Source organism: Mesorhizobium sp. M0983, assembly GCF_040318975.1.
GTDB lineage: Bacteria > Pseudomonadota > Alphaproteobacteria > Rhizobiales > Rhizobiaceae > Mesorhizobium.
In genome coordinates this window covers 301,814-314,444 of the sequence record NZ_JAMYNH010000006.1, presented here as the reverse complement: position 1 = coordinate 314,444, position 12,631 = coordinate 301,814, and the positions used below count along the sequence as shown (strand labels likewise).

At 64.1% G+C, this 12,631-nt stretch carries 12 protein-coding genes; 7 read left to right on the top strand and 5 right to left on the bottom strand.

The window, feature by feature from the left end:
- Positions 1-121: 121 nt before the first annotated feature.
- Together ligD and NKH71_RS14640 are read right to left on the bottom strand one after the other, a co-directional pair.
- Complete coding sequence (gene ligD / locus NKH71_RS14645; protein WP_352788715.1) at positions 122-2,608, bottom strand: DNA ligase D; 2,487 nt, start codon at positions 2,606-2,608, stop codon at positions 122-124.
- A 155-nt stretch (positions 2,609-2,763) separates the two neighbouring features.
- Positions 2,764-2,988: a hypothetical protein gene (locus tag NKH71_RS14640; protein WP_352589668.1), complete on the bottom strand. Its 225-nt coding sequence runs from the start codon at positions 2,986-2,988 to the stop codon at positions 2,764-2,766.
- Positions 2,989-3,173: 185 nt separating this feature from the next.
- On the opposite strand from NKH71_RS14640, the gene NKH71_RS14635 reads away from it, so the two are divergent.
- From NKH71_RS14635 to NKH71_RS14610, 6 genes are all read left to right on the top strand, one after another.
- On the top strand, positions 3,174-4,181 hold the full coding sequence (locus NKH71_RS14635) for an aldo/keto reductase (RefSeq protein WP_352788718.1): 1,008 nt from the start codon (positions 3,174-3,176) through the stop codon (positions 4,179-4,181).
- 228 nt (positions 4,182-4,409) lie between these two features.
- Positions 4,410-5,360, top strand: coding sequence for a substrate-binding domain-containing protein (locus NKH71_RS14630; protein ID WP_023718110.1), 951 nt, complete (start codon positions 4,410-4,412; stop codon positions 5,358-5,360).
- Between the two features lie 222 nt (positions 5,361-5,582).
- Positions 5,583-7,166 carry a sugar ABC transporter ATP-binding protein gene (locus NKH71_RS14625; protein WP_352788721.1) on the top strand — a complete coding sequence of 528 codons (1,584 nt, stop codon included), beginning with the start codon at positions 5,583-5,585 and terminating at the stop codon, positions 7,164-7,166.
- Positions 7,163-8,179 carry an ABC transporter permease gene (locus tag NKH71_RS14620; protein ID WP_352788724.1) on the top strand — a complete coding sequence of 339 codons (1,017 nt, stop codon included), beginning with the start codon at positions 7,163-7,165 and terminating at the stop codon, positions 8,177-8,179. Before NKH71_RS14625 ends, NKH71_RS14620 begins: the two co-directional genes overlap by 4 nt.
- 294 nt (positions 8,180-8,473) lie before the next feature.
- Complete coding sequence (locus NKH71_RS14615) at positions 8,474-8,842, top strand: endonuclease domain-containing protein (RefSeq protein WP_023718107.1); 369 nt, start codon at positions 8,474-8,476, stop codon at positions 8,840-8,842.
- A gap of 108 nt (positions 8,843-8,950) precedes the next feature.
- Positions 8,951-9,430 (top strand): GNAT family N-acetyltransferase, encoded by a 480-nt coding sequence (locus NKH71_RS14610; RefSeq protein WP_023718106.1) that lies wholly within the window; start codon positions 8,951-8,953, stop codon positions 9,428-9,430.
- Positions 9,431-9,497: 67 nt separating this feature from the next.
- On the opposite strand, the gene NKH71_RS14605 is transcribed toward NKH71_RS14610, so the two are convergent.
- The 3 genes from NKH71_RS14605 to NKH71_RS14595 all read right to left on the bottom strand — a co-directional run bounded on the left by NKH71_RS14605 (position 9,498) and on the right by NKH71_RS14595 (position 11,818).
- Complete coding sequence (locus tag NKH71_RS14605) at positions 9,498-9,710, bottom strand: hypothetical protein (protein ID WP_023718105.1); 213 nt, start codon at positions 9,708-9,710, stop codon at positions 9,498-9,500.
- 102 nt (positions 9,711-9,812) lie between these two features.
- Positions 9,813-11,444, bottom strand: a complete 1,632-nt coding sequence (gene groL / locus NKH71_RS14600) for a chaperonin GroEL (RefSeq protein ID WP_023718104.1) — start codon at positions 11,442-11,444, stop codon at positions 9,813-9,815.
- A 59-nt stretch (positions 11,445-11,503) separates the two neighbouring features.
- Positions 11,504-11,818 carry a co-chaperone GroES gene (locus tag NKH71_RS14595; RefSeq protein WP_023718103.1) on the bottom strand — a complete coding sequence of 105 codons (315 nt, stop codon included), beginning with the start codon at positions 11,816-11,818 and terminating at the stop codon, positions 11,504-11,506.
- A 288-nt stretch (positions 11,819-12,106) separates the two neighbouring features.
- On the opposite strand from NKH71_RS14595, the gene NKH71_RS14590 reads away from it, so the two are divergent.
- Entirely contained in the window at positions 12,107-12,376 is a 270-nt protein-coding gene (locus NKH71_RS14590; RefSeq protein ID WP_023718102.1) for an usg protein, read from the top strand.
- Positions 12,377-12,631 lie beyond the last annotated feature (255 nt).

Below are 12,631 nucleotides of genomic sequence, written 5' to 3'. Positions count from 1 at the left end.
TACCGGCAAATCCCTAGCGAAATCTTCCTCCGCTGGGAGCCGCCTGCAGGCAAGAGGTCCGTGGCGAAGAATAATTCAAATTTTCCGGAGCGTCGATGGAGTCTGGGCCGCGCTCGCAGAACTACGTCGCGGTGCCTATCGCCGGCAAATCCCTGGCGAAATCTTCCATGTCGGCCCAAGGGTCGCCTGACGTCGCCAGAAGGCCCGGCAGCGAGGAATAATTCAGATCCTGCGGAGCATCGATGGATTCCAGATCGCTCCAGCTGACCGGCGTCGAGGCCGGCAAATTGGTGCGGGCGCGCAGTGAATAGGGAGCCGCCGAGGTGTGGCCGCGCGCATTGCGGTGAAAATCGATGAAGATGCGCCGCTTGCGGTTGTCCTTGCCCATGGTGGTGGTGAAAGTGTCGGGCGCGGTGGCGGCAAGATGCGTGGAGATGGCGCTGGTCGCCTGGTGCAGTTTCTTCCAGTTCTGCTTTTGCGTCACCGGCACGGTGATGTGGATGCCGTGCCCCCCGGAGGTCTTGGCGAACGGCACCAGCCCTAGCGCTTCCAGCTCGCCCTTAATGTGCACCGCCGCCTCAACCACCTCGCGCCAGGCGATCCCTTCGCCCGGGTCGAGGTCGAAAACGATCAGGTCCGGCTTGTCGAGCCGCGTGCGATGGGTGCCCCAAGTGTGGAACTCGACGACGCCGAACTGCGCCAGAGCCAGATAGCCCTTGGCGTCTTCCACCGAGAGATAGGATTTGGTCTCGCCCTCCGAATTCGTCGCCTCGAAGGTCGCCACCGAGGAAGGCATGCCGGTGAAGGCGTGGCGCTGGAAGAAACAGTCCTGCGGCTTGCCGGTCGGGCAGCGCACCAGCGAGACCGGCCGGCCGAGAATGTGCGGCAGCATGAAATCGCCGACCAGCGCGTAATAGACGGCGATGTCGAGCTTGGTCGGGCCGGTCTTGCCGAACAGCCGCCGCGTCGGGTTGGTCACCCAGATTGTGGCGAGGTCGGCCTCGGCGATCAGCCGCTTGCGCTTGGCCGAAACCGGCGTCGACAGGCCGACGTCACGCAGGCCGCGGAACACGGCATGGCGCAGCGCATTGTCGGTGGTCCGGTTGGCGTAATGGATATGCGCCGAAAGCAGCGGCCGCACCCAGTTCATCTCGCGCATGATCTCGCGCGGAACGCCCTCGGGCGCGGATGCACCGGCCCGCAACGGCTCCAGCCGCGCCAGCAATTCGCCTGCGGTCGCGGCATCGAAGCCGGTGCCGACCTTGCCGCGATAGTGCAGCTCGCCGTCTTCGAATTCGCCGAGGCCAAGTGCAGCGAGTCCCTCGGCCGCGTCGGAGACGGTGTAGCCAGCGATGACAAAGTCGCCGGTCTGGAGCGCCTTGGTCTTGGTCCAGGTTTTGGTGCGGCCGCTCTGGTAGATCGCCGTGGCGCGTTTCGACACCACACCCTCCAGCCCCATCTCGGATGCCTGGTCATAGAGCGCCTGGCCGTCGCCTTCGACATGATCGCTGAGCTGGATGGCGGAGTTGGCGCCGAGACCGGACAGAAGTTGCGAAAGCAGCGCCTTGCGCCGCCGAAGCGGCGCTTTTGTCAGGTCCCAGCCGTCGAGATAGACGAGGTCGAAAGCGTAGAAGTGGAGCTTGTTGCCGGCGCCTTCGGCCAGCGCGTCCTGCAGAAGGGCAAAGCGGCTGATGCCCTTGGCGTCGAGCGCGACGACCTCGCCGTCGATGATCGCCTCCCGGCACGGCAGCCTGGCGAAGGCAAGCGGCAGGTCGCCATAGCGCTTCGTCCAGTCGAGGCCGGCGCGGGTGATCAGCCTGACCGCACCGTCGGCCAGGTGCGCCATGGTGCGGTAGCCGTCGAACTTGATCTCGTGCAGCCATTCCTCCCCAGTATCCTCACCGTCCGGCGGCTTGGCCACGGAGGTCGCCAGCTGCGGCTCGATCCGGGAAGGCGGGGGCGCCTTGACGGCGCCCGGCAAAGCGCCGGGTTTCAGCACCACCGGCTTGGCAGGTTTGGCGGCAGGCTTCGGCGGTGCCACCAGTTCCTCAATACGACGGCCGGATTTGACGCTTTCCGGCCGGGCTTCCAGTATGTCGAGCGTGGCATCGGCGGCGAGATCGCGCTCCTTGAACAGCAGCCAGTTCTTCTTGCCCTCATCCTCGCCGGGCTTCGGTTTCAGCCGCGTCAGCATCCAGCCGCCATTGAGCTTCTCGCCGGCGAGCCGGAACTTGAAGGAGCCGGTGCGCAGGCTCTTTTCGACATCGTCCATCGGCGCCCAGACGCCGGTGTCCCAGACGATCATCGGTCCGCCGCCATATTCGCCTTCGGGAATGACGCCCTCGAAATCGATATATTCGAGCGGATGGTCCTCGGTCTCGACCGCCAGCCTTTTGTCGGCCGGGTTCAGCGACGGGCCGCGCGGCACCGCCCAGCTCTTCAGCACGTCGCCGACCTGCAGGCGCAAATCATAGTGATCGGCGGTGGCGTGGTGCTTGTGGACGACGAAGCGGTTGCCTTCACCGGCAGCCAGGCCACCGGCCGGTTCCGGCGTCCTCGTGAACTCGCGCTTGGCGCGATAGGCCTTGAGCTTCGAAGGAGCTGGCATGGACTAGGCGTAGGTGGTGGGCAAAAGCAACGAGCGCAGCATCAAAATCCCATCGCAGCGGCGCTCCAATGTCACGGCATGGATCCCAGGGTCTCCGCGACGTCGCTTCGCTCCTGCTCCGCCCTGGGATGACGAAGGATGGGAAGTCACGCCGCTCAATCGTCGGTGGCCGGCGTCAATTCGAGCTCGGCCGGCGACAAGCCCTGCTGCAGCTGGCTGAGCCGGAATTCGTCGACCCAATAGGCCTCGCCGTCGACCAGCACTCGCGCACTGTAGCCGCCGGCGGAAAAACGCTGCGCGGTGATGTAGACCTTGTGGCGGTCGAGCGCCTCGCGCACCGCGGCGCGCTTGGATTTCTGGCTGGTGACGGAACTGGCCATGCTGGTTACTCACGCACAAAGCCGCAAGGCGGCATGCCTAAGGATGGCCGAGAGCGGGTCGGCTGTCAATTTGGCGACCGCTGCGAACCCTCGCGCGGCGGCGTCTCTCGCTCTGTGGAAACCGAGCCGGCGCGCTATATTGAACGTGGCGGCTTGGAACGCGCTGCTGACCTGGAGAACTTTACATGACGTTGACGACACGCAAACTCGGTGGCCAGGGGCTGCAGGTTTCCATGATCGGCCTCGGCTGCATGGGCATGAGCCAGTCCTACGGCCCGGCCGACGAGGCGGAATCGACCGCCACGCTGCACCGCGCCATCGAACTCGGCTGCACCTTCCTCGACACTGCGGAAGTCTATGGGCCGTACGCTAACGAGGAACTGCTCGGCCGCGCGCTGAAGGGCCGGCGCGATGAGGTGACGATCGCGACGAAGTTCGGCTTTCGCATCGAAAACGGCAAGCAAGTCGGCACCGAGCGCGACAGCCGGCCGGAGCATATCCGCGAGGCTGTCGAAGGTTCGCTGAGGAGGCTAGCCACCGACCACGTCGACCTCCTCTATCAGCACCGAGTCGATCCGGCGGTACCGATCGAGGAGGTGGCGGGTGCTGTCGGCGAGCTGATTGCTCAGGGCAAGGTCCGCTTCTTCGGCCTCTCGGAGGCCGGCGCCGCCAATATCCGCCGGGCGCATGCCGTGCATCCGGTGTCGGCAGTGCAGAGCGAATACTCGCTGTGGGAGCGCAATCTCGAGCCGGAAATCATTCCCCTGCTGAAGGAGCTCGGCATCGGCCTGGTGCCGTTCTCGCCGCTCGGCCGCGGTTTTCTCGCCGGCGATGTCAGGCGCGCCGAAGACTATCCAGAGGGCGATTACCGGCGCGGCGATCCGCGCTACCAGGGCGCCAACTATGACGCCAACATGCAGGCGGCAGCCACGGTACTCGACATCGCCGCGGCCAAGCGCGTCAAGCCAGGCCAGATCGCGCTGGCCTGGCTGCTCCACAAGGGGAGCGACTTCGGCATCGACATCGTGCCGATCCCCGGCACCAAGCGCAGAAAATATCTCGAGGAGAACGTCGCCGCGGCTTCGATCAGGCTCGACGCCGCCGAGATGCAGGTGCTCGACGACGCGCTGGCGCCGGGCAAGGTCGCCGGTCCGCGCTACGGCGAGCGCACCATGGTGATGATCGATCGGTAGGTCTTGCCTTCTCCCGTTCTTGCGCAAAGCTCCGGCCTTGGCTAGCATCCGCCGGCAGGCACCGAGCGGAGGAGAACGTCGCGGTGGACCGGCTGGAGCGCCGTTGCGTCCCTTCAAACACGAGTTGGGCGCTCGAAGGACACTCCATTTTTGAATCGACGCAAGGAACCTTCCGGAAAACCCATTCCGGTTTCGGGTCGTGCGCTCATCTGGGAGGAGACTAAATTGATCAACAGACGTGAATTCCTGCTGTCGACCGCGGCGATGGGCGCCTTGGCGCTGGCCGCTCCGCAATTGGCTTTCGCCCAGGACAAGCTGACCATCCTCGGTTCGGTGCCGAGCCTCGGCTTTCCGTTCTTCGTGCACATGCTGAACCAGATCAAGGCTGAGGCGCAGGCGCAAGGCGTCAACCTGGTCGAGAGCGACGGCCAGAATTCGGCGCCCAAGCAGACCGCCGACATCGAGGCGGCACTGGTGCAAAAGGTCAACGCCATCGTCATCTCGCCGCTCGACGTCAACGCGCTGGCCCCAGCCATCGAGGAAGCGGTGAAGGCCGGCGTTCCCGTCGTCACTATCGACCGCCGCGTCGAGGGCGTCGAAGGCATCCTCGCCCATGTCGGCGCCGACAATGTCAAGGGCGGCGAGGCCGAAGCACAGGCCATGGTGGCGGCGTTCCCGAACGGCGCCAAGATCTTCCATCTGCAGGGCCAGCCCGGTGCCGGCCCGGCGATCGACCGCAACAAGGGTGTGCACAACGTCCTTGATCCCATGAAGGACAAGTACCAGATCATCTTCGAGCAGACCGCCAACTTCGCCCGCGCCGAGGCGCTGTCCGTCACCGAGGCCGGCCTTGCCGCCAACGGCAAGCCCGACGCGATCATCTGCGCCAATGACGACATGGCGCTTGGCGCGGTTGAAGCCTGCGCGGCGCGCAACTTCACCGACGTCAAGATCTACGGCTTCGACGCGCTTCCCGAAGCGTTGGTCGCTGTGCGCGACGGCAAGCTGGCCGGCACGGTCGAGCAATTCCCCGGCGAGCAGTCGCGCACCGCCGTGCAGATCGCGGTCGCCTACGCCAGGGACAAGACCGAGCCGAAGGAAAAGCTGGTGCTTTTGACGCCGATCGTCATCGGCAAGGACAATCTCGACAAGGCGGAGAGGCTGGGCGAGACGAAGTAGGCGAAGCCGGCGGGACAGCACCCCCCTCTGGCCTGCCGGCCATCTCCCCCTTGAAGGGGGAGATTGGATGTTACCCGGGCTTTCGCTAATTTTCGATCTTGCAGAAGAAGCGAGGCCAACGAGGCTGCCAATCTCCCCACTTGAGGGGGAGATGGCCGGCAGGACAGAGGGGGGTGCTGTCCCGCCAGCCTTGCGTACAACCGAATGATCGAGGAGCAAACTTTGCCCAAGGCAGCCGCTATTGTGCCCTCCCCCGCCCTGCTCACCGTCGAGGGCGTGACCAAGCGCTTTGCCGGCGTCACCGCGCTGAACGACGTTTCGCTCGAAGTCCGCCCCGGCGAGATACTCGGCCTGCTCGGCGAGAACGGTGCCGGCAAGTCGACGCTGCTCAAGATTCTCTCCGGCGTGATGCCGCCGACCAGCGGCCGCATCGTCTTCGACGGGATCGAATTCAGCCCGCACAATCCGCAGGACGCCAAACGGCTTGGCATCGTCACCATCTACCAGGAACTGAGCCTGATCCCGACGCTGACCGTGGCGGAAAACATCTTCATCGGCTGTGCGCCGCTCGGCCGGTTCGGGCTGGTCAGCTGGCGAAAGATGGTGGAAGACTCACGCGCGATCATCGCTCGCGTCGGCCTCGATCTCGACCCGGCGACGCCGGTTTCCGCTCTGTCGGTGGCCGAACAGCAGCTGGTCGAGATCGCCCGCGCGCTATCGCTGAAGAGCCGCTTGATCATCATGGACGAGCCGACCTCGGCGCTGACCGAAACCGAAGTGCACAGGCTGATGTCGATCATGGACCGGCTGCGCAAGGACGGCGTCGCCATCATGTTCGTCACCCACCGGCTGGAGGAGGCATCGGCAATCTGCGACCGTATGACGGTGCTGCGCGACGGCAGGCTGGCCGGCCATCTCGACCGCGAAGGTGGGCCGATCAAACTGCCGAAGATCATCGAGAAGATGGTCGGCCGCGCCGCTTCCGAGCTCTATGCGAGGCCGACGCAGCGCGATGTCGCCGGCGACGTCCGGCTCTCGGTGCGCGGCCTGCGCACGGTGCGCGATCCGCAGGCGCCGCACGCCATCGTGCTCGAAGGCGTCGATCTCGACCTCAAGGCGGGCGAAATCCTCGGCGTCGCCGGGCTCGTCGGTTCCGGCCGCACCGAGCTCGCCCGCGCCATCTTCGGCGCCGACCGCATTGCCGCCGGCACCATCAGGCTCGATGGCAGGCCGATCGCGCCGGCCTCACCCGCCGATGCCATCGAGCTCGGCATCGGCCTGGTGCCGGAAGACCGCAAGCACCAGGCGATCTTCGCCGCACTCGCCATCCTCACCAATTTCTCGATCGCCGCGCTCGACCGCTACTCCAATGTCGGCTTCATGGCCGAGCGGCGCGAGCGCGAGGCGTTGGCGAACTACAGGAAGACGCTGTCGATCCGCATGGCCTCGCCCGAGCAGGCGATCGAGGGACTGTCCGGTGGCAATCAGCAGAAGGTCATCCTTGCCCGCTGGCTGGCACGCGATCCCAAGGTGCTGATCGTCGATGAACCGACGCGCGGCGTCGACGTCGGCGCCAAGGCGGAGGTTCATCAGATCCTGGTAGAGCTCGCTGCGCGCGGCATCGCCATCATGATGATCTCGTCCGAGCTGCCCGAAGTGCTTGCCGTGTCGGACAGGATCGTCACCATGCGGCGCGGGCGCATCACCGGCGAGATGCCTGGCATCGAGGCGACCGAGGAGAAACTGATGGAACTGATGGCGCTCGACCAGAAGCAGGAAGCCCAGAATCAGGAAGCAACGCAATGACCAGCACGACCGAACGGAGCCAGCGCGGCGGCGTCAATCTTGCGCGCCTGCTGATGAGCTTCGGCCCGCTGATGTTCCTGGCGGTGCTGATCGTCGTCTTCACCGTGCTGAAGCCGAGCTTCATCGACCCGATCAACCTGTTCAACATCATGCGCCAGATCTCGATCACCGGCCTGATCGCGCTAGGCATGACCTTCGTTATCCTCACCGCCGGCATCGACCTGTCGGTCGGCTCGCTGCTCGCCTTCTGCGGCATGGTCGCGGCGGTGGTGGCCAAGGGCGGCACCGCCAACACGCTGTCGCTGTCGACAACGGGCACGCTGGGCTATGGCTGGTTCGCCGCCCTTCTCGCCGCCGTCGTCGTCGGCGCCGTGGCCGGCAGTGTCCAGGGCTTTGCCATCACCAGGCTGAAAGTACCGCCCTTCGTCGTCACGCTCGGCGGCCTCACCGTGTTTCGCGGCCTAACGCTGACGATCTCCAATGGCGGCCCGATCTCCGGCTTCGACGCCTCGATGCGCTGGTTCGGTACCGGCCTGATCGGCCCGGTGCCGGTGCCGGCGATCATCTTCGCGATTGCCGCAATCCTGTGCCACATCGTGCTGCGCTACACGCGCTACGGTCGCGCCGTCTACGCCGTCGGCGGCAATGCCGAGGCCGCGCGGCTCTCCGGCCTGCGCGTCGACCGCATCCTGATCTCGGTCTACATCATCGTCGGCTTCTTCGCCGGCCTTGCCGCCTTCGTTTTGTCGGCGCGGCTCAACTCCTCCGAAGCCGTCGCCGGCATCGGCTACGAGCTGACGGTGATCTCGGCGGTCGTCATCGGCGGCACCTCGCTGTTCGGCGGCATCGGCAGCGTCGGCGGCACGGTGGTCGGTGCAGGGCTGATCGGCGTCCTGCAGAACGGGCTGCAATTCAACAACGTCTCGTCATACACGCAAAGCATCGTCATCGGCCTGATCCTCATCCTCGCCGTCGCCTTCGACCGCTGGCTGAAATCGCGGGTAAGGCGGTGATGGCGGGGGCGACGATTTTCGCTGCAAGGCAGCAAGAGGTTGGCGAAAGCGCTGGCAACAGCCAATCTCCCCCCTTGCGGGGGAGATGTCCGGCAGGACAGAGGGGGGTGGGAAGGATCGCCAACGTCTCAATGTAAGCCGCTTCCAAGCCCATTCCAGCAGGAGGATTAGACTGCAAATGGCTGACAAGCTGGCGGGACAGCACCCCCCTCTGCCCTGCCGGGCATCTCCCCCGCAAGGGGAGAGATCGGCCGTCACCCATGACTTCGCCAATCACGAAGACAGGAGCGCCTAGTGGGGCACGATCTCGTTCCGTCACGCCAGCGCAAGAATGCAAAATCCATGCGTCGCGCGATGACCGACGCCGAGCTGAAACTGTGGAATGAGCTTCGCGCGCATCGGCTCATGGATTTGAGCTTTCGCCGGCAGGTGCCGATTGGACCCTACATTGTGGATTTTGCCTGCCCGACGCACGGCCTCATCGTCGAGGTCGATGGCAGCCAGCACGCCGACGTTGAGCACACCGAGCGGGATAGGATACGCAGCGCCTATTTGGAGAGCAGCGGCTGGACTATCCTGCGCTTCTGGAACGACGACGTCATTCGCGATATCGACAATGTCTGCCAGCACATAGTCATGACGGCCGGCGCGGATGTGCGCTGAACTCGGCCGTGCAGGATCGGCGGGACAGCACCTCTCTGTCCTGCCGAACATCTCCGCTCAAAAGGGGCAGGTTTCTGAGGCGAGGTGCCAATGACCCAAATAAGAACCATGACCGAACAGGACGTGCCCTCGGTATCGCGGCTGCTGGGCCAATCCTGGCGCCACACCTATTCGCCAATCCTGGGTGCCGAGACCACGGCACGGCTGTCGGATGAGAAGCACGCGCCGGAGCGGCTGGTGACCGAGCTCGGGGACGACAGCAAGATGTGGTTCGTGGCCGAGCGGGCGGACGGCTCGCTCGCCGGCTACGCGATGGCCGCGATGGGCAACAAGGGCGATGTCATGCTCGAGCGGCTCCATATCGACAAAAGCGAGTACGGCACCGGGCTGGCGGCCGATCTTTTGCACGCGGTTCTTGCAGCGCATGCGGGGATTCCCAGCATCGCGCTGGAGGTGATCGAGGGCAACGACCGGGCAATCGCCTTTTATCGCAAGCACGGTTTCGAAGTGGTCGAGCGCCGGCCGGCTGCACACGGGGTGGGCGGCCACGCCTCGCTGATTATGCGCCGGTTGCTACCGATGGCTTAGAGCGCTGTCGGCGAAGCTGCCAATTTCCCCACTAGAGCAGGCAATCGCGCATCCGCGCCGCGATCATTTACGCTCCTTCCTTGCCGGCTCCCACGCGTTGAGCCGACAGAAACATCAGCGTGTAGGCAGCCTTGCGGCGGTCCCAGCCGGCCGACTCGGCCATATCCAGCAGGCCGTCGACCAAAGGCGCCAGCGCCGCCCTGCAATCGGTTTCATAGTTGAAATCGTTCTTCGGGCGGGTCGGCGCCGCGATCTTCCCAAAACTGTCCGTCATATCCATGGCAACACCTGCTCAGCATTCGACCCGAACCGGCAAGCCCGTGCCCGCGTTGGCGGACACGGCCCATCTGCCGTTTCGAAATCTCGCTTTGAAAGCCTGATCTTAGAAGTCCATGCCGCCACCGCCGGGCATCGGAGGCATGGGCGTTTCCTTCTTCGGCTTCTCGGCCACCATCGCCTCGGTCGTCACCAGCAGTCCGGCAACAGAGGCGGCACCCTGCAGCGCAGTGCGAACGACCTTGGCCGGATCGATGACGCCCTGCCCGTACAGGTCGCCGAACTCGTTGGTCTGGGCGTTCCAGCCATAGCCGAAGTCGGTCGTCTCGCGCAGCTTGCCGACGATGATCGAACCTTCCGCACCGGCGTTCTCGGCGATCTGGCGCACCGGCGCTTCGATGGCGCGACGCACGATGTCGACACCGGTCTTCTGATCGGGATTGTCGACGACAACGTTATCGAGCGCCTTCGCCGCCCTCAGCAGCGCCACGCCGCCGCCGGGCAGGATACCCTCCTCGACCGCCGCGCGTGTGGCATGCATGGCGTCGTCGACGCGATCCTTGCGCTCCTTGACCTCGATCTCGGTCGAGCCTCCGACGCGGATGACGGCGACACCGCCAGCGAGCTTGGCTAACCGCTCCTGCAGCTTCTCGCGGTCGTAGTCGGAGGTGGTTTCCTCGATCTGCGCCTTGATCTGGCTGATGCGCGCCTGGATTTCATCCTTGCGGCCGGCACCGTCGACGATGGTGGTGTTCTCCTTCTCGATCAGCACCTTCTTGGCGCGGCCGAGCATCTCCAGTGTGACGTTCTCGAGCTTGATGCCGAGGTCTTCCGAGATCGCCGTGCCGCCGGTCAGGATGGCGATGTCTTCGAGCATGGCCTTGCGGCGGTCACCGAAGCCCGGCGCCTTGACGGCCGCAACCTTCAGGCCGCCGCGCAATTTGTTGACGACCAGCGTCGCCAGCGCCTCGCCTTCGACGTCCTCGGCGATGATCAACAGCGGCTTGCCGGATTGCACGGCGGCTTCGAGCACAGGAAGCATGGCCTGCAGGTTGGACAGCTTCTTCTCGTGGATCAGCACATAGGGTTCTTCGAGTTCGACGCGCATCTTATCCTGGTTGGTGATGAAATAGGGCGAGAGGTAGCCACGGTCGAACTGCATGCCTTCGACCACTTCCAACTCAGTCTCAGCGGTCTTGGCTTCCTCGACAGTGATGACACCCTCATTGCCAACCCTTTCCATCGCCTCTGCGAGGAAGCGGCCGATCTCGGCATCGCCATTGGCAGAGATGGCGGCGACCTGGGCGATCTCGTCGTTCCTGGTCACCTTGCGGGCATTGGATTTCAGGTCGGCGACGACGGCGTCGACCGCCTTGTCGATGCCGCGCTTCAAATCCATCGGGTTCATGCCGGCAGCGACCGCCTTGGCCCCTTCCCTGACGATGGCCTGAGCAAGAATCGTCGCGGTCGTGGTGCCATCGCCTGCGGTGTCGCTGGTCTTCGAGGCGACCTCGCGCACCATCTGCGCGCCCATGTTCTCGAACTTGTCCTCGAGCTCGATTTCTTTGGCGACAGTCACGCCGTCCTTGGTGATGCGCGGCGCGCCGAACGACTTATCGAAGACGACATTGCGGCCCTTTGGACCGAGCGTTACCTTCACCGCATTGGCGAGAATATCGACGCCGCGCAGCATTTTCTCGCGGGCTTCGGTATGAAATTTCACATCTTTGGCAGCCATTGGATCACTCCTTCGAATAGGCAGCTTTTCGTTGACTGGAATGCTTGTTCAGGCCCCCCTCAGGCAGCCCTCTTCATCTCGCCGGCGCCCTCGATAACGCCCAGCACGTCGCTCTCTTTCATGATGAGCAGATCCTCGCCATTGAGCTTGATCTCGGTGCCGGACCATTTGCCAAACAGGATGCGGTCGCCGACCTTGACATCGAGCGGCTGCAATTGGCCGCTGTCGTCGCGCGCACCGGGGCCGGCGGCAATGACCTCGCCCTCCTGCGGCTTCTCCTTGGCAGTGTCGGGGATGATGATGCCGCCGGCGGTCTTCTCGTCGACCTCGATACGGCGGACCAGGATACGGTCGTGCAATGGACGGAACGTCATGTCGTTCTCCTCTCGGGACAAACAGATTTTCGAAGATCCTCCTGACCGGACCGGCAATATCGGCCCGGCACGGGGTGCGCGACCCCTTCATCAGGCATCGCGCGCATACGAACTAGTCGCGCTTTTTTCTGCTTTCAAGAGGGTCACGCAAAAATTTTAGCACTCGATCAATGAGAGTGCCAATGTACTGTAATTGCTTGCACATTCGTCGCTCTCCCGACGCGACTGGAACCTATGTGGAACAAGAGGCGTTTTCGCGGACGGAGATTTCAACGGAAGGAAGATTGCATGACCAGCAGGGACTTTCAGCTCCAGATGCAAGGGTTTGGCCTCACCACGGCGGAGATCCATTACCGCCTACCCGATCATCGAAGCCTGCTGCAGCTCTATATCTGGCAGGAATACGATATCGCCCCTGATTTCCCGACGCTGAAGCATTTCCTTGATTTCTGGGAGCGCGAGATCGAAGGCCCGTTGCATTCGGTGCGCGTCGCCCATCATCACCTGATCCAGCCCTCCGAATGGCGGGCCGTAAACGGCATCATCACCGTCCACTAAAGAGCAAGCCGATCAGCCGCTAGTGGTCAGAATCTGACACTTGGTATCCGGTTGGGCGGTCGGTTCAGGGGTTCAAGGCGGTTAGCAAATCCTGTGTGGAGCGCGGAGCAACGCGACTTCGCGACGGAGTGGCGGAGCCAACCGAAGCGGATCGTGTCCGGAACGGGTCTTCGGCTTACGCGTTGCAACATGGAGGCGACGGCGGGCGTGCCTCACGACGCGCGGTTGGGTCCCATCCACTTGTTGCCGCGATTG